This window comes from Gemmatimonadaceae bacterium (genome assembly GCA_016720905.1).
Lineage (GTDB): Bacteria > Gemmatimonadota > Gemmatimonadetes > Gemmatimonadales > Gemmatimonadaceae > Gemmatimonas.
The window spans coordinates 61,574-76,203 of sequence record JADKJT010000030.1 but is presented as its reverse complement, the minus strand read 5'-3'; the positions used below and the strand labels follow the sequence as shown (position 1 = coordinate 76,203).

19 protein-coding genes are annotated in these 14,630 nt (G+C 64.6%); 8 read left to right on the top strand and 11 right to left on the bottom strand.

The window, feature by feature from the left end:
- The first annotated feature begins 27 nt into the window (after nucleotides 1–27).
- Together IPP90_19250 and IPP90_19245 are read left to right on the top strand one after the other, a co-directional pair.
- Nucleotides 28–618 carry a sigma-70 family RNA polymerase sigma factor gene (locus tag IPP90_19250; protein MBL0172802.1) on the top strand — a complete coding sequence of 197 codons (591 nt, stop codon included), beginning with the start codon at nucleotides 28–30 and terminating at the stop codon, nucleotides 616–618.
- A complete protein-coding gene (locus tag IPP90_19245; protein ID MBL0172801.1) occupies nucleotides 615–800 on the top strand; it encodes a hypothetical protein in 186 nt (61 codons plus the stop codon). The genes IPP90_19250 and IPP90_19245 overlap by 4 nt, the downstream gene beginning before the upstream one ends.
- A 10-nt stretch (nucleotides 801–810) precedes the next feature.
- On the opposite strand, the gene IPP90_19240 is transcribed toward IPP90_19245, so the two are convergent.
- The 6 genes from IPP90_19240 to IPP90_19215 form a co-directional block, all read right to left on the bottom strand.
- The gene (locus tag IPP90_19240; GenBank protein ID MBL0172800.1) at nucleotides 811–1,308 is read right to left on the bottom strand and encodes a metallophosphoesterase family protein; all 498 of its coding nucleotides are present in this window, start codon (nucleotides 1,306–1,308) and stop codon (nucleotides 811–813) included.
- Between the two features lie 8 nt (nucleotides 1,309–1,316).
- Entirely contained in the window at nucleotides 1,317–1,802 is a 486-nt protein-coding gene (locus IPP90_19235; protein ID MBL0172799.1) for a hypothetical protein, read from the bottom strand.
- Between the two features lie 222 nt (nucleotides 1,803–2,024).
- Nucleotides 2,025–2,627, bottom strand: coding sequence for a UbiX family flavin prenyltransferase (locus IPP90_19230; GenBank protein ID MBL0172798.1), 603 nt, complete (start codon nucleotides 2,625–2,627; stop codon nucleotides 2,025–2,027).
- Nucleotides 2,628–2,664: 37 nt separating this feature from the next.
- Nucleotides 2,665–3,636: a UbiA family prenyltransferase gene (locus IPP90_19225; protein ID MBL0172797.1), complete on the bottom strand. Its 972-nt coding sequence runs from the start codon at nucleotides 3,634–3,636 to the stop codon at nucleotides 2,665–2,667.
- A complete protein-coding gene (locus IPP90_19220) occupies nucleotides 3,633–5,123 on the bottom strand; it encodes a menaquinone biosynthesis decarboxylase (GenBank protein ID MBL0172796.1) in 1,491 nt (496 codons plus the stop codon). Before IPP90_19220 ends, IPP90_19225 begins: the two co-directional genes overlap by 4 nt.
- A 156-nt stretch (nucleotides 5,124–5,279) precedes the next feature.
- Nucleotides 5,280–6,077: a ubiquinone/menaquinone biosynthesis methyltransferase gene (locus tag IPP90_19215; protein MBL0172795.1), complete on the bottom strand. Its 798-nt coding sequence runs from the start codon at nucleotides 6,075–6,077 to the stop codon at nucleotides 5,280–5,282.
- Nucleotides 6,078–6,200: 123 nt separating this feature from the next.
- On the opposite strand from IPP90_19215, the gene IPP90_19210 reads away from it, so the two are divergent.
- The 3 genes from IPP90_19210 (at nucleotide 6,201) to IPP90_19200 (ending at nucleotide 8,178) form a co-directional block, all read left to right on the top strand.
- A complete protein-coding gene (locus IPP90_19210; GenBank protein MBL0172794.1) occupies nucleotides 6,201–6,803 on the top strand; it encodes a sigma-70 family RNA polymerase sigma factor in 603 nt (200 codons plus the stop codon).
- A gap of 94 nt (nucleotides 6,804–6,897) precedes the next feature.
- Entirely contained in the window at nucleotides 6,898–7,485 is a 588-nt protein-coding gene (locus IPP90_19205) for a hypothetical protein (GenBank protein ID MBL0172793.1), read from the top strand.
- Between the two features lie 12 nt (nucleotides 7,486–7,497).
- Nucleotides 7,498–8,178 (top strand): hypothetical protein, encoded by a 681-nt coding sequence (locus IPP90_19200; GenBank protein ID MBL0172792.1) that lies wholly within the window; start codon nucleotides 7,498–7,500, stop codon nucleotides 8,176–8,178.
- A gap of 86 nt (nucleotides 8,179–8,264) precedes the next feature.
- Here the strand turns inward: IPP90_19200 and IPP90_19195 are convergent, their stop codons facing one another.
- The 5 genes from IPP90_19195 to IPP90_19175 form a co-directional block, all read right to left on the bottom strand.
- Nucleotides 8,265–8,699 (bottom strand): type II toxin-antitoxin system VapC family toxin, encoded by a 435-nt coding sequence (locus tag IPP90_19195; protein MBL0172791.1) that lies wholly within the window; start codon nucleotides 8,697–8,699, stop codon nucleotides 8,265–8,267.
- Between the two features lie 4 nt (nucleotides 8,700–8,703).
- Nucleotides 8,704–8,970, bottom strand: a complete 267-nt coding sequence (locus tag IPP90_19190; GenBank protein ID MBL0172790.1) for an antitoxin — start codon at nucleotides 8,968–8,970, stop codon at nucleotides 8,704–8,706.
- A 73-nt stretch (nucleotides 8,971–9,043) separates the two neighbouring features.
- A complete protein-coding gene (locus IPP90_19185) occupies nucleotides 9,044–9,796 on the bottom strand; it encodes an SAM-dependent chlorinase/fluorinase (protein ID MBL0172789.1) in 753 nt (250 codons plus the stop codon).
- Nucleotides 9,797–9,808: 12 nt separating this feature from the next.
- The gene (locus IPP90_19180) at nucleotides 9,809–11,050 is read right to left on the bottom strand and encodes an MATE family efflux transporter (GenBank protein ID MBL0172788.1); all 1,242 of its coding nucleotides are present in this window, start codon (nucleotides 11,048–11,050) and stop codon (nucleotides 9,809–9,811) included.
- Between the two features lie 98 nt (nucleotides 11,051–11,148).
- The gene (locus IPP90_19175) at nucleotides 11,149–12,315 is read right to left on the bottom strand and encodes a P-loop NTPase (protein MBL0172787.1); all 1,167 of its coding nucleotides are present in this window, start codon (nucleotides 12,313–12,315) and stop codon (nucleotides 11,149–11,151) included.
- A 277-nt stretch (nucleotides 12,316–12,592) separates the two neighbouring features.
- On the opposite strand from IPP90_19175, the gene IPP90_19170 reads away from it, so the two are divergent.
- The 3 genes from IPP90_19170 to IPP90_19160 are packed head-to-tail and all read left to right on the top strand — an operon-like array spanning nucleotide 12,593 to nucleotide 14,604.
- Nucleotides 12,593–13,000: a hypothetical protein gene (locus tag IPP90_19170; GenBank protein MBL0172786.1), complete on the top strand. Its 408-nt coding sequence runs from the start codon at nucleotides 12,593–12,595 to the stop codon at nucleotides 12,998–13,000.
- Complete coding sequence (locus tag IPP90_19165; GenBank protein ID MBL0172785.1) at nucleotides 13,000–13,530, top strand: hypothetical protein; 531 nt, start codon at nucleotides 13,000–13,002, stop codon at nucleotides 13,528–13,530. Before IPP90_19170 ends, IPP90_19165 begins: the two co-directional genes overlap by 1 nt.
- The gene (locus IPP90_19160; GenBank protein ID MBL0172784.1) at nucleotides 13,531–14,604 is read left to right on the top strand and encodes a hypothetical protein; all 1,074 of its coding nucleotides are present in this window, start codon (nucleotides 13,531–13,533) and stop codon (nucleotides 14,602–14,604) included.
- Nucleotides 14,605–14,630 lie beyond the last annotated feature (26 nt).

Genomic DNA, 14,630 nt, shown 5'->3' with positions numbered 1-14,630 from the left:
GTCCGCCGTCTGTTGCAGTGGAGTCCCATGCCGGACCGCACACCTGGCCCTGACGCACGTGAACCGGTGGCCGTGAAGGCGTCTGCGGCCGACGGCGAGACGCGCGCGAGGTCCGCGCTGTCGCTGGAACAGCTGCTGGAAGACGTCTATCCGCAGTTGCGCGCGCTGGCCGGGCACCTGATGCGGAACGAGCGTGAAGAGCACACGCTGCAGCCGACGGCGTTGGTCCACGAGGCCGTCCTGCGCCTCCTCGAGCAGGAATCGGTCTCGTACAACAACTCGCGTCACCTGATCGCCATCGCCGCATCCGCCATGCGTCGCGCACTGGTGGATCATGCACGTCGACGGCGGTCCACCAAACGCGATGGTGGCGTTCGGGTCCAACTCAGCGACGATTTGCCGGCTGCAGCCGACCGCGACCTCGATCTCATTGCGGTGGATACGGCGCTTGAACGATTGGCCGCCATGGATCCGCGTCAGGCCCGCATCGTGGAGCTCCGCTATTACGCCGGGCTCGACATCGACGAGACGGCCGCCGCACTCGACATCTCTCCCGCGACGGTCAAACGTGACTGGGTGCTCGCCAAGGCCTGGCTGCAACGGGAGATCGGGCCGTGACGGCGCGTGACGGCGAGTGGGACTCGGTGAAGCAGTGGTTTCACGCTGCGCTTGAGCGCCCGGCACCAGACCGGTCCAACTACCTCGACGACGCGCTGCGCGAACGACCAGCGCTCCTGCGCGAAGTGCGAAGTCTGCTGGCCGCTCACGAGGAAGGTGCCGCCAGATTCGAACGCGGGTAACCCGAGGTCGTTACGCGTCCGGAATGATCACGTCGTCCGGAAGCAGCTGGATCAATTCCGCATCCACCTGCCGCGCATTGATATACAACTTCGCCACGCTCGGCTGCAGCTTGAATCGGCGAGCTCCGGCCGCACCGGGATTGATGACGGTGCGTCGGGCCGCGCGCACAATCAACTGCTGGTGCGTGTGACCATAGACAATCACGTCCGCGTGCATATAGGCGCCCACCAGACGCGGCGGATTGGGACTGGCCAGTTCATGACCATGCGTGACGACCACGCGCACCTGTTCGAACATCTCGTCGATACGCTCGACCAAGTCTGGACGGCCCGGCGCATCGGTATTGCCCCAGACCGCGCGCACCGGCGCGATGGTGGCGAGCTCGATGAGTACCTCGGGCGGGCCGACATCGCCGGCATGGAGGATGAGATCGACGCCCGCGAGCGCGTCGAAGACTTCGGGGCGCACGAGGCCGTGGGTGTCGGAGATCAATCCAATAGTGAGCACGACGAAAGCTAACCCTGCCCTTCCACTCGACGGCGCTTGAGCTCCGCCAACGCGCTCTGTCCGTCCAGTGTCTCCGGAAAGCGATCGGCCATGCGACGCAACTCCACCATCACGCGGCCGGGATCGTTGAGCGATCCCAGATACAGGTCGATCAGCCGATGGGAGGCATAGAGTTCATCCCCGGGCTGGGCGTCGGGCGCGCGACGAATGCGCTGGAACAGGGCTTCTGCCCGCTTTGGATCTCCGGAAGACATGGCATGCAGTTCCGCTTCGGCGCGCAGCGAGGCCACCGTGTCACCCAATTTCTCGCGCGTCGCTTCAAACTCGGCGGTTGCGTCGTCGAGCCGTCCCGCAGCGACCAGCGCCTCGGCTCGCGAATGCCCGTTCGGTCCACGCGCCCGTCCTCCCGGACTGACGATCGACATGACCAACTGACCGGACAACCATTGCACGAGCTTCGTCGCGCTCAGCCCCGCCACGAGCAAACCCGCCACGATGGTCGGGAGACATCCACAAACGCTGCGTACCCTCAAGTCCCATCATGGTGGCCAGCGCATACCCCACGGGTGAAAGCAGCACGACGGCAAAAACAAACCCGATCAGGCTCGATCGACGCTTCCTTGCGCGTTCACCGGCTACTGCCTGCTCAATCAATTCGGTGTCGGTCACAGCGCAGAATCGTTTTGAAGAGTGGCTCGCATACGAAGTGAAAAGAGTCAGTGGTCGCCGGACCAACGCCGGCCCAGGGAATGCTCAATATCCAAATGGTCGAGAACTCTCGCCACCATGAAGTCCACCAGATCCGCAACCACTTGGGGCCGATGATAAAATCCTGGCGCGGCCGGAATGACGATGGCACCGGCCCGCGTGATCTGCGTCAGGTTCTCCAGATGGATCAGGGACAGCGGCGTTTCGCGCGGCACCACAATGAGACGACGCCGTTCCTTGAGTACCACATCGGCGGCGCGCTCCACGAGGGACCGCGACGTCCCGTGGGCGATGGCACTGACCGTCCCCATCGAGCACGGACAGATCACCATCCCGCTTGTGCGCGCCGACCCCGAGGCGGGCGCCGCGCCGCGATCATTGTCGTCGAACACCGTCACGCAGGCGTCAAATCCCTCCGCGCCAACGTGCTCGCGCAGGGCCGCGCGATCCGCGATATCCGATTCGGTTCGCAACAGACGAAACCCGTGGCTTGATACAATGAGCCAGGTCGGGACACGGTGCTCCACCAGTTGCTGCAGCAGGCGAACCGCGTAGGGCGCGCCCGATGCGCCGGTGATCGCCAGCACGATGGGATGACGCGGTGACGTCATCGGCGCGCTCCCGACGGCGAAATGCATGCCGAGCCGATCACCAGGTCACACCGGTCAAGCGCGCCACCAGCACGACTGCGAAAAATCCAATGGAGATGACGCCATTCATGGTGAAGAACGCCGCGTCAATCCGGCTGAGATCGTCCGCCTTTACCAGACGGTGTTCCCAGACCAGCATGCCGGCCATCCAGAGGACGCCTGCCCAGAGCATGGACTGTGCGGCGGGTGACGCCAGGCCCAGAGGTTGGGAGTAGATCACCGCGGTCAGGCTCAGCACCGACACCACATGGAGCACGCGGGCAAGACGAATGGCCGCCGGCACACCAATCGCCGAGGGAATGGAATGCAGTCCATTCACACGATCGAACTCCGCGTCCTGCAGTGAATACAGCATATCGAAACCGGCACTCCACGTGACCACCACCATGGCGAAGGCGCACAGTTGCCACCACGGATCGCTCCACGTCCCGGTGACGGCCAGATAGCCACCCACCGGCGCAATACTGAGGCCAAGCCCCAGCCACAGGTGAGACCATCGGGTAAAGCGCTTGGTGTAGCTGTACGTCAGCACCCACAACAGGGCTACCGGTGACAGCCACGCGCACAGGGTGTTCAACTGATACGAGGCGTAGACGAACAGCAGTGAGGCCACCACCACCGATGTTTTCGCCTGCCCCACCGTCAGCGCGCCACGCGGCAATTCCCGATTGGCGGTGCGCGGATTCACCGCGTCCACGTCGCGATCGACAATGCGATTGAATCCCATTGCCGCAAACCGCGCGGCGGTGAAGGCCACCAACACCCAGCCAATTACCCGGCCGGTTATCGGAACGACCGTGCTGGCAAACAGCAGTCCCACGAGGGCAAATGGCATCGCGAACACGGTGTGGGGCAACTTGACGAAGTTCGCCAACCGTATCGCCAGCGACGAGCCATCTATGAGTTGCCCGTCCCGCGCGCCCTTGGGTGGCGTGATCGGCGCGTTCACCTGCGGCGCGGCATTCGTCATCGGTGGTCCGTCGCGGGAAGACCCAGCGCACTCCACATGGCGTCGACACGTGTCTTTGTTGCGTCATCCATGCGGATCACCTTGGGCCAGGCCCGCGTGAATCCTTCCTCGGGCCATTTGCGCGTCGCATCGATTCCCATCTTGCTGCCATACGTGAACGCCCGGCTGGCATGATCGAGCACGTCCACCGGACCCATGGTGAATCGCACGTCACGCTCGGGATCCATGTTGTTGAGCGCCGCCCACCACGCCTCCACCGGATTGCGCACGTTGACCTCTTTGTCGACCACCACCAGGACTTTCGCCAGCGACATCAGCCCCTGTCCCCATAACGCGTGCATCACCTTGTCGGCGTGACCGGGATACTTCTTGTCGATGGACACGAATACAAGATTGTGGAACCCGCCCTCGGCCGGCATATGGTAATCCACCACTTCCGGCGTGGTGAGCTTGAGCAGCGGAAGAAAGATGCGCTCCGTCGCATGCCCCAGATAGAAGTCCTCCATCGGCGGCCGTCCCACAATCGTGGTGACGTACACGGGGTTCTTGCGCATCGTCACTGCGGTGACGTGCACTTTTGGGTACAGATCGGCTTCGGAATAGAAGCCCGTGTGATCGCCGAACGGCCCCTCCACCACCAGGTCCTCTGACGGATCGATAAACCCTTCGATGACGAATTCGGCATCAGCCGGCACGTCCAGATCACAACTCACCGCCCTGGCCAATCGCACGGGTTCGCGTCGCAGGAACCCGGCAAACAGGAACTCGTCGATATTCGGCGGCAGCGGCGCGCTGGCCGAATACATGCTGGCCGGATCGCTGCCAATCACGATGCACACCGGCATTTTCTCGCCACGCTCGGCCATCTGCCGCATATGCTCGGCACCCGTCTTGTGACGCTGCCAGTGCATCGCCACGCTCGTCTTGTCCAACTGCTGCACCCGGTACATGCCCACGTTGCGAATACCACGCACCGGATCCTTGCTGATGACGGCCGTCATGGTGAGAAACGGACCGCCATCTTCAGGCCAACAGTGCAGCACCGGAATCTTGTCGAGATCGATGTCGCTGCCGCGCCACACGATGTCCTGACATGCCGGCGTGCCACTCTTCACGCGCGGCGGAAACTTGGAAATCTCCAGCAACCTCGGCAGCAGCGACAGCTTCCCGAGGAACCCATCGGGCACTTTGAGATCCATCAACTGCGTGATGCGCGCGCCAATGGCATCGAGATCGTCAACGCCCAGCGCCAGCGCCATGCGCCGCATACTGCCGAACAGGTTGATGGCCACCGGATACGGCGACTTCGTGCCATCTCGCAACACGGGATGTTCGAACAACAGCGCCTGACCGCCTCCGGATTGCTTGGAGACGCGATCGGCGATTTCCGTGATTTCGAGATGCACCTTGACCGGCGCGGCGATGCGATGCAGCTCGCCAGCGCGATCGATGGCGTCGATGAATTCCGAGAGCGTATTGAGGGGCATCAGGTGGGCCGCGACCCGAATCGGGAAAGACGTCGATTGAAGACTGGAGACTGAAGACGGACGACGGGAGACGGCCAGCCCGCCGGATGTCTTCCGTCTCCCGTCTCTCGTCTCCCGTCTATCCACAGCACAAGCGCCACACGACAACTCACCATTTCAAGCTCCCCCCACGTGAATCGCCGCGATGCCGAACGTGAGCGGTTGCCAGGTGACTGTCGTGAACCCCGCCCCGCGCATGCGCTCGGCGAGCGCGTCGCCCGTGGGAAATTGCGCCACCGACATGGGCAGGTAGGTGTACGCCGAGCGATGCCCGCTGACCATGCGGCCGATGAACGGGAGGACGTTGTGGAAATACGCGTGATAGCCTACTCGCACGATCGCGCTGGAGGGGGTGGAGAATTCGAGTATCACGAAGCGACCCCCCGGACGTACGACGCGTCGCACCTCTTGGAGCCCGGCGTCGAGGTCGGCGACATTGCGAATGCCAAACGCCACAATCGCGCCGTCCACACTCGCGTCGGCCAAGGGCAGCGCCAACGCATCGGCGCCCACCGGAGCCAACACGTGTCGCGCGGCTTTGCCATTGCCGTGTTGCAGCATGGGGACGGCAAAATCGGCGCCAACCACGAATCCACCGAAGCCCGGCTGCCGGGTGAGCATCGCCCCCACATCCAGCGTGCCGGCGCACAAATCGAGATACGTGCCCTGAGGCTGCGCGTGCCACGCCAGCGCCTGCAACGCCTTCACGCGCCAGGCGCGATCGATGTTGAGCGAGAGGACATGGTTGAGCAGATCGTACCGCGGGGCGATGTCCGAGAACATCTGCTGCACGTATGCGCGCTTGCCGTCTCCGCGCGCCGCACGGGCAGCCGCACCGATGGATGCCGGCGCCAGCGTGGCGGACGGCGAATCTGGGGGGGCGTTGGTGGAGCGGTTGTCGGTGGCTACAGGCATCACGAAACATCTCGGACCGGATGAAGACCAGCAAGCGGCCCCGTCGTGAGGGGCCGTGGGGGCTAACGCGAAAAGCCCCCGGTATGGTCCCGAGCCGTCCACGGGACTAGCTTGTCACACCGCATGATGACCTCCGACGAGCTGGCCGCACTACCAGACGCCGACGTCGTTCGTCTCGCCCAGCAGGGGCGCGAACTCGCCTTTCGCGAACTCGTGCGCCGCTACGAACGACCGGTGTTTTCGCTCGTCTACCGCATGGTCCGTGACCGTGAACTGGCGGAAGATCTGTCGCAGGACTCGTTCATCAAGGTCCTGAATCACATCGATCGCTACAGCCCCGAGTTCAAGTTCTCGAGCTGGCTGTTCAAGATCGCGAACAACGTCGCCATCGATCATCTGCGCCGACGGCGGATCGAGACGATCAGCATGGATGGTTCCCCGCATGCCTCCTCGGCGGCCGAGGTGGAGGCGACCACGCTGAACCTCGAGTCCGAGCAGGAAAGCGCGCTGGACGAAATGGAGGCGAAGGAGCTCGGATCGGCCATCGAAAAGGCCATCGCCAAGCTGCGGCCGGAGTATCGCGCCTGTATCATGCTGCGTCATGTAGAGGGGCGCGCGTATGAGGAAATCGCGGCCACGCTGGATCTGCCGCTGGGCACCGTGAAGACCTATATCCACCGCGCGCGACACGAGCTCCGGCAGGCGCTTGAGCCGCTCCGCGAGTGACCAGAATCACCCCGATTGGCGTTCCCGAGTTCTTTCTCAAATCACCCTGAAACTCCCCTCTGGAGGGCCGCGTAGGCCCCGTGGAGGCATCATCATGCAAGAACGACACCTGCGACCTGACGAGATCGAGCTCCTCCTGGATGGGGAGGAGGGCTTCGGCGTTGCGCCCCTACGGGCCCACGTCCGACAGTGCGCGTCCTGCGACGCCGAGTTGGACAAGGCGAGGGAGTTGATGTTGGCGCTGGATACACTGCCCGACTTCGCTCCGTCCCCGGCATTCGCCGATCGCGTCATGAGTCAGGTGCAGGTGTTCGAGCCTTGGCATGCCGCCGCCCTCAATACCGCCCAGCAATTCGTCCCGGCCACCCGCCCAGCCCGCATTGCGGCAGGCGTGTCCGTCGCGATCTCGGCGGGGTTGCTGACAGCCGCCGGTACTTGGGCGCTAGCCCGGGCGGACATCGCGATTTTCATGACGCAGCTTGGGCTCGAACGCATTGGCGACCGCGTGGGTGCCGCCACCAGCGACTTGGCCAGCACACTGCTTGGCCAGCCAGGCGTGGAGGCCATCCAGACCAGCACCCCGGAGATGATGGCACTGTTCATGGGTGGGTTCGTCGCAGTCGCCGGGCTGGGTGTCGTAGGGCTTCGCGCGTTGGCCACGGCCTCCCGCCGCGCGCGCTAAGGGGCGACGGCCATGCTCTCTCTGGCCAATTCAGGACCGTTCGCGGTCGCCGGGATCTTCGGAATCGGGTTGGTTGTCGGCCTGATTGTGCTCACCACCGCTGAAGATTCGCTGATGGCCGTGGCCAAGGCCGCGGTACGTGACATCAGTGCGAGTTTCTGGGTGGGGCTGCTGTGGCAGGCCCTGGCCGTGCCGCTCCTGGCCGTGCTGGTCATTGGTTGCGTTCTCACCATCATTGGCATCCTTGCCATTCCCATCGTGGTGCTGGCGTGGGCGCTCGCGTACGCTGGCGCATTCACGCTGGGCCTCTTGGCGGTGGCCCTGGTCATTGGGCGCGCCTTGGTGGGTCGAGGCAGTGGGACGGGTGTCCGGGCGGCGGCGCTTCGCGGATTGGTCGTCGGGCTCTTCGCTCTGAGTCTCGTGTGGCTGGGCGCCTCACTGCTGGCGTCGGTGCCGGTAGCTGGTGTCTTGTCCCGACTCATTGCGCTGAGCTTCACGTGGGCCGTGGCGACGGTTGGGTTGGGCGCCGTGGTGACGTCGCGCGGCGGTATTGCGAAGATCCGAATGGAAACCACGATGACCGAGATCGCGACGCCCTCGTGGCAGACGCCAACGCCAGTGCAAGGCGTCGTGGCTGCGCGACGGCCGGTCGCCAGCAGTGCGTCATCCAACCCCACGAGCGGCGAACTGTAGTTCCTACGACCGCATGTCCGGGATTCGCCGGTTCATGGTGCTGTTCGACGTCGGACATCGAACGCGCACCTGTGCGCGTTCACCCGCTAAAACGCGCGCAGTGGATTCGCCCAGCGCAGACCGCGAAAGCGCGAGAAGTCGCCGTCGGCGGAGTGCAGCGTGGCGCCGCGTTCAATGCACAATGCGGCGAGGTGCGCGTCGTTTGTGAGGTTGCCCGCCGTTCCCGACTCGCGCAGCAGATCGCGCAAGATCTCCCAGTGCGCTGATGACGGTTCGATGATGGTCACCAAACGATTCCCGAGCCAGCCGTCCACCGTGCTCAGGGCCTGCGCGAGCGTGATGGGTGCGCGATAGACACGCGCATTGGTGGCGATGCGCACGAATCCGACCAAAACGAACCACGAGAATCCGACTGGCTCATCGCCGCGCATGAGATCCGTAAGCCACCGCAGTGCGCGCTCGTGTTGCGGCACGTCACGGTTCGTTGCGTACAGCAGGAGATTCACATCGGGAACGATCATCCGTTCAGCGACCCTGCGTCATTTTCCGAATGATCTCTTCGTCTTCCAAATCCCCGGCCAGTTGCAGGGCCTTCACGAGATTGATGCCCTCTCGAACCTGACCCATACTGAAACTGGGTGCCTTGTACTCGAACTGTTTGACGGGCGCCGCCGGCTCCAGGCCGCGCAGGATCACGCGGTGTAGCAGCGCGCGGAACGAGACCCCCTCGCGATGGGCCTCATCGCGGAGTCGAGTGAGCAGGACGTCGTCGAGATCGATTGTAGTGCGCATGACGTATGCTACTGCACAGATAGGTTGATGTCAACGCATCATTTTATTGCATCAGATGTCGAAATCCTGCCGACTAGGCCGAGTGGAGCACGGCCAGCTGACCCCGCCGGATGTGCCATTCAGCGGCCGCGTTCCCTTCGCGCACCGCGATCTCGATGAAACCGCTCGACCCCACCAGCGCCACCAACTCGCCGGGCTCCGCCTCCCCATAGGTGCGCACAACGCGCACCTGCTGGCCGGCAATCGCCACACGCGTGGCGTTTCGCGCCACGAGGTTGGTGATGACGTTGCCGAAGCGGTCGATGGTGAGCACCTCGCCTTCCAGCGAGCCGTTGTCTTGGCGACGCGGCTGCGGCGTGCGCCGACGCACAGGTTGATGGTGCGGTTCGCCAAGCGAATGAAGTTCAGCACCCATCGCGAGCCGAGCGGCGGCGGGTGCGAACACATCGCGGCCGTGGAATGTGGGTGATGCGCCCGGATCGACCGGCAGCGTGATCACCCGCGCGTCGAGCGCAAAGAGCGCCGGCGACAGCACACCATTGTCAGGACCCACGAGGAACCGGCCATCGCTCTGCACGGCAATGGCCGCGCGCGACGTGCCGACACCAGGGTCGACCACCACGAGGTGCACCGTGCCCACGGGGAAGCGACGCCAGTAGCGCGCGACGGTAAGCCGCGCGTGTTCGACATCGTGTGCCGGCACGTCGTGCGACATGTCGAGCAGCGGCACGCCGGGCGCGCACGACGCCAGCACGCCCTTCAGTTCGGCGACGTAGCCGTCGGCCGTGCCGAAGTCGGTAAGGAGGGTGATCGCCGGCGCAGACATGAGAGGAAAGTACTACACGACGACTCGCCGCCACCGCCCGCTCCCCCACAACAGCGCCATCAGCACCCCGCGCGCCGCCGCCGTCAACGCAAGCGTCCACCATAATCCTGTCGTACCGAACTGCGTCGCTGCCCACGCGCCCACTGGAATGCGCAGCGCGGTGATTGCCGTGCTCCCAATCATCGGCGGCAGCGTCCACCCTGCCCCACCCATCGCGCTCTCCAGCACCACCTCGGCGCCCAGGAACAGCTGCGAGAACGCGGCGATGCGCAGGTACCGCGCGGCTTCGGCGATCACCGCCGCGTCGGTGGTGAACAGCGCCGCCAGTTGCCCGGGAATCAGCACGGTCACGAGCGCCATCATCGCGCCCAGGACACTCACCAGCTTCACCGCGCTCCAGCCGGCCCTGCGCGCACGCTCGACATCTCCCGCGCCGAGGCTCTGTCCAACAATCGCCGCCACCGCGGCACCGGCGCCAACCGACACGACGTACACGATCCCCTCGACGCGAAAGCCAAGACCGAGTGCAGCCAGGGCGGGCGTGCCAAACTGCGTGGTGGTGCGCGTGAGCAGCACGTAGATGAAGCTGAACACCACGCCCGTGGTCGCCGCCGGCGCACCGATGCGCGCGATCTGCCACCACACCGCCAACCGCGGCGCCGCGAACGTGATCATGGCCCGACGACGCAGCAGCCACACACCGATTACGCATGCTATGCCGCGCGGCACCAGCGTGGCCAGTGCAGCCCCGCGCACGCCCATCGCTGGCACTGGGCCCGCACCCAGGATGAGCAACGGGTCCAGTATCAGTCCAGCCACCGTCGTGACGAGCAGAATGTACAGCGGCGTGCGCGTATCACCGGCTGCGCGGAAGGCCGCATCCACCGCGAAGAACGCGAAGATGAGCGGCATGCCGAGCAGGTACATGCCGAGGTAGTGCTCGCCGATGACGGTCACATCGCTGCCGGTCTGCATGAGCGCGAAGAGCGACGTGAGCAGGAACGGGCTCGCGAAGGCGATGACAAGCCCCAACGAGAAGCCGAACACCACGCCGTCGCCGACGGCATGCGCCGCTTCACGCGGCCGTCGCTCGCCATGTCGGCGCGCCGCGATCGCGTCGACTCCGATACTCACCATCTCGCCGATCGAGATGACCAGCCAAATCCAGAACACACTGCCGGTCACCGCCGCCAGTGAGTCAGCGCCGAGGTAACGGCCAATCCAGAACGTGTCGACGGTGTGGAAGGTGGTCATCAACAGATTCGCCGCGATCGCAGGAAACGCGACGCGGCGAATCGTTTGCGGCAGCGGCTCGGAAACGAGCGCGCCTACCGGGGCATTCGGTTCATGGCTCAGCTGGGGTACCGCTCGTCCATGCGCTCGATCACCCGCTGCGCGATGTGTTCCAATTCGCGCGCGGCCTTGGACGCTGGCTCGGCGACCACGATGGGACGGCCGGAATCACCACCTTCCTGGATGCGGGGATCGAGGGGAATCTGCCCCAACAACGGCAGGTCGCACTCCGCGGCCAGACGCGCTCCACCGCCGGTGCCAAATACGGCAATCGGCTTGCCTGTTTCGGGATTCTCGAAGTACGACATGTTCTCGACAATGCCAAGCACCGGCACGGCGGTGCGCTCGAACATCTTCACGCCGCGCAACGCATCGCCCACCGCGACCTGTTGCGGCGTGGTGACGATGACGGCGCCGTGCACGTGCGTGGCCTGCACCAGCGACAGCTGCGCATCACCGGTGCCCGGCGGCATATCCACCAGGAAATAGTCCAACTGCCCCCAGGCGACATCGCGCAGAAACTGCGTGATGATCTTCATGACGATAGGTCCACGCCAGATGGCCGGCTGATCCTTCTCGATGAGGAAGCCGATGGAGATGACCTTTACGCCGTGTGCTTCCAGCGGAATGATCTTCTCGTCGCGCACCGCGGGCGCGGCATCGACACCCAGCATGAGCGGGAGATTCGGGCCGTAGATGTCGGCGTCCATGATGCCCACGCGCTTGCCCAGCTTGGCGAGAGCCAGTGCGAGGTTCACCGCGACCGTGCTCTTGCCGACACCGCCTTTCCCGGACGACACGGCAATGATGCGCCCGAGATTCGGATAGGGCACTGGTTCGGGCACTTTGGGCGGGGCTTTCGCGGGCGCCGAGTCCATGACGGGCAGCGGCTTGCGGGCGCCGCCCATCGAGGACGCCGCGGGGGGAGCAGAATCAGACACGTTGGAATTTCCTGGACGCGCCGGAGTGGGCGCGCGATAGGCTTGGCGGGAGTCGCGCACATCGACGCGCACGTCGATGACGCCGGGAATGGCCTCGATGGCCTGTCGAACGTCACGCACAATGGTGGCGTCGTCGGCCGCGCCCAGCAGCAGCGTGAGGCGGACCTTGCCGTCGGTGGTGGTGGCGATGTCCGTCACCATTTCGGCGGCCAGGACATCGGCGCCGGTGCGGGGGTTGAGGACGGCGCCGAGGGCGGTTGTGATGTGCTGTTGAAGCGTTGGCATGGGAGAAAGGTAGACGGGGACTGGAGACGCGAGAAGGGAGACGGGAGACGTTCCTCGGCCCACTTGGCGAACGGGATGTCTCCCGTCTTCCGTCTCCCGTCTCCCGTCTTCGATCACCGCAATAGCCGACCACCGGATGCAAGGAATCGGTGACGGTCCGCTGACGCTCCGGTGCTATGCTGGCCCTGTCGCCGACGCCTGCCTCCACGTGATGGCCGCCGCGACCGGCGCGCAGCAACCCGCAGCGCGCCATTTCACGGATAGATCGCGAGGATTCATGACCACCAATTTCAATCGCCTGCTGGCCGGCGCAGTGGCCCTGCTGGCTGGCGTCGCCGCCCTCGATGTGACGGGCCTGCTGGCTCAAGCGCTGCCCACATCCGACGGCGCCATCACATCGACCACTTGCAGCGTGGGCACACTCACGGAATGCGGTCGCGAAACCATTCAGAAGTGTGAATGGAAGTTCGACATCAATCTCAACATTCTCGGTCGCTCCGGCGGCTTCAGCGGCGGGCGTTTCGAGTGCCGGGACTACGGATTCAAAACGCTGTACAAAGACAAGAACTCGTCGACCTCGTCCACGTCCTGCCCGACCGTCGGCGGGGGCAGTCAGGGCACCGGGTTGACCGGCACGCGGGGCTCGGGCGACGAGTTGTCCGACGACCTGTTCTGTCTCGAGTGATGGACACCGTGCGCCCACTGGCTCGATGGGCCGGCGTGGTGCTGATGATGCTGCTCGCCGGCGTCGCGGTTGACGCCGTGCGGGCAGCGCCATCGCGCACCATCACGAGCGCCATGCTGCCCTTTTCCACGGGGGCCACTCGCGTCATTCCCTTCAGTCGGCCGCTCGAGGCGGCGGTGGTGATCCAAGCGGCCGACTGCACCAGTAACCTGCGCATGTTGCACTTGCTGCATCGGCCGACGGTTCGCGATGCCGTCCAGCTATCTGTGGTCTGGTTTGTCGGACCAGCCAGCGACTCGCTGGTTATCCGGCCTCTCCTGCCCTCGTGGGCACGAGCAACCCCGCTCCGTGTCGCCCCGCGCGCGTTGCTGCGCGAACTCGCTCGACTGGGTCACACGAGCACGCCCACGCTGGTGGTTCTCGACCAGACAGGACGGGTTCGCCTGGCCAGCCAGAGCCCCCGGTCTTCACGCGAGTACGCCGGCCTCCGCCGCGTCGTCGAGGGACTCACCTGGATTGAGGAACTGTAGATGCATCGTTATCGCCGTTCCATGACTGGCGTGACCACGTTGGTGCTGACGCTCATCGACCCTGTGACGACCCTGCACGCGCAATCAACCTCCAGTCCGCGCGAGGGGCGGCGATTCCGCGCCGATTCCTTCTGGGTCCGCAGCTGGGTTCGCGGAGGGCCGGTCGAGCCGGAGCTGTTTGTGGAGCCGCGACAACTCCGCGTCGCGGACGGCGTGGTGTTCGTCCTTGACCTGGGAACACGGGAAGTCATCGCAATGGACGTTGACAGCGGCCGAACGCGCTTCTCACTCTCCGCTCGCGGTGAAGGGCCTGGCGAGTTCAAGCGTCCGGCGCTGTTGGTTGGGAACGGTAGCCAATTTGGCGTGCTCGATCATGCCACGTCCCGACTGACTCTGTTTGGCGCCAACGGTGCCATGATGCGGAACTTTCCGATTCCTGATGCGGCCAACGTGGAAAGTGCTTGCGTGCTGTCAGGGGGCCATGTGCTCGTGAAGGCCACCGGCGTACGCGAAGCCGTGCGTCTGATTGACAGTGTCGGCCGCGTTCAATTCAAACACTCACTCCCCGTGGCCGATCCGAATATCGTGCCGCCCACTTTCCTCATGTCGGCGAATTACGCCGGACCGACGGCGGATGACCGGTGCGCATTGGTGCCGCTTTACGGACGCCGGTGGTTCACCGTCGACACGCGCGGCTTGCTGGTGCCGCACCCGTTCATTGAACCGGGCGCCGATCCCACTGCCCGTGTCGACACCAAGGCACTGGACAAGTCCTGGCGCGGTGAAATGCGCAGGCAGATTCAAACCAGTACCATGTCGCCCATTAGCCGAGGTGCACTTCAGGTGGGTGATACCCTTCTTGTGCCGGCCGGTGCGACGCGCCGTAGCCCGCATCGATTGCTGGACTATTATCTGATTTCCAGTGGACGCTATCTGTTTTCGCGCCGACTCCCCACGACATTCACCGCGCTTGCCGTTGGCCCCAACGGCACGTTCTTTGGCGCCGTCATCGGTGATGAAACCTCATGGGTCATAGCGCTGCGGCCGGCGAAGCACGCCGCGAAGCGGCGTTGAGGACGCCGCGCCCGTCTCCCGTCTCA

What these genes read in the sequence shown, in the direction of transcription:
- IPP90_19250 (MBL0172802.1), top strand. Translation starts at nt 28, where the DNA reads ATGCCGGACCGCACACCTGGCCCTGACGCACGTGAACCGGTGGCCGTG.
- IPP90_19230 (MBL0172798.1), bottom strand. Translation starts at nt 2,627, where the DNA reads ATGACGTCACCGCGTCATCCCATCGTGCTGGCGATCACCGGCGCATCG.
- IPP90_19225 (MBL0172797.1), bottom strand. Translation starts at nt 3,636, where the DNA reads ATGACGAATGCCGCGCCGCAGGTGAACGCGCCGATCACGCCACCCAAG.
- IPP90_19220 (MBL0172796.1), bottom strand. Translation starts at nt 5,123, where the DNA reads ATGCCCCTCAATACGCTCTCGGAATTCATCGACGCCATCGATCGCGCT.
- IPP90_19215 (MBL0172795.1), bottom strand. Translation starts at nt 6,077, where the DNA reads ATGCCTGTAGCCACCGACAACCGCTCCACCAACGCCCCCCCAGATTCG.
- IPP90_19210 (MBL0172794.1), top strand. Translation starts at nt 6,201, where the DNA reads ATGATGACCTCCGACGAGCTGGCCGCACTACCAGACGCCGACGTCGTT.
- IPP90_19205 (MBL0172793.1), top strand. Translation starts at nt 6,898, where the DNA reads ATGCAAGAACGACACCTGCGACCTGACGAGATCGAGCTCCTCCTGGAT.
- IPP90_19200 (MBL0172792.1), top strand. Translation starts at nt 7,498, where the DNA reads ATGCTCTCTCTGGCCAATTCAGGACCGTTCGCGGTCGCCGGGATCTTC.
- IPP90_19195 (MBL0172791.1), bottom strand. Translation starts at nt 8,699, where the DNA reads ATGATCGTTCCCGATGTGAATCTCCTGCTGTACGCAACGAACCGTGAC.
- IPP90_19190 (MBL0172790.1), bottom strand. Translation starts at nt 8,970, where the DNA reads ATGCGCACTACAATCGATCTCGACGACGTCCTGCTCACTCGACTCCGC.
- IPP90_19185 (MBL0172789.1), bottom strand. Translation starts at nt 9,796, where the DNA reads ATGTCTGCGCCGGCGATCACCCTCCTTACCGACTTCGGCACGGCCGAC.
- IPP90_19180 (MBL0172788.1), bottom strand. Translation starts at nt 11,050, where the DNA reads ATGACCACCTTCCACACCGTCGACACGTTCTGGATTGGCCGTTACCTC.
- IPP90_19175 (MBL0172787.1), bottom strand. Translation starts at nt 12,315, where the DNA reads ATGCCAACGCTTCAACAGCACATCACAACCGCCCTCGGCGCCGTCCTC.
- IPP90_19170 (MBL0172786.1), top strand. Translation starts at nt 12,593, where the DNA reads ATGACCACCAATTTCAATCGCCTGCTGGCCGGCGCAGTGGCCCTGCTG.
- IPP90_19165 (MBL0172785.1), top strand. Translation starts at nt 13,000, where the DNA reads ATGGACACCGTGCGCCCACTGGCTCGATGGGCCGGCGTGGTGCTGATG.
- IPP90_19160 (MBL0172784.1), top strand. Translation starts at nt 13,531, where the DNA reads ATGCATCGTTATCGCCGTTCCATGACTGGCGTGACCACGTTGGTGCTG.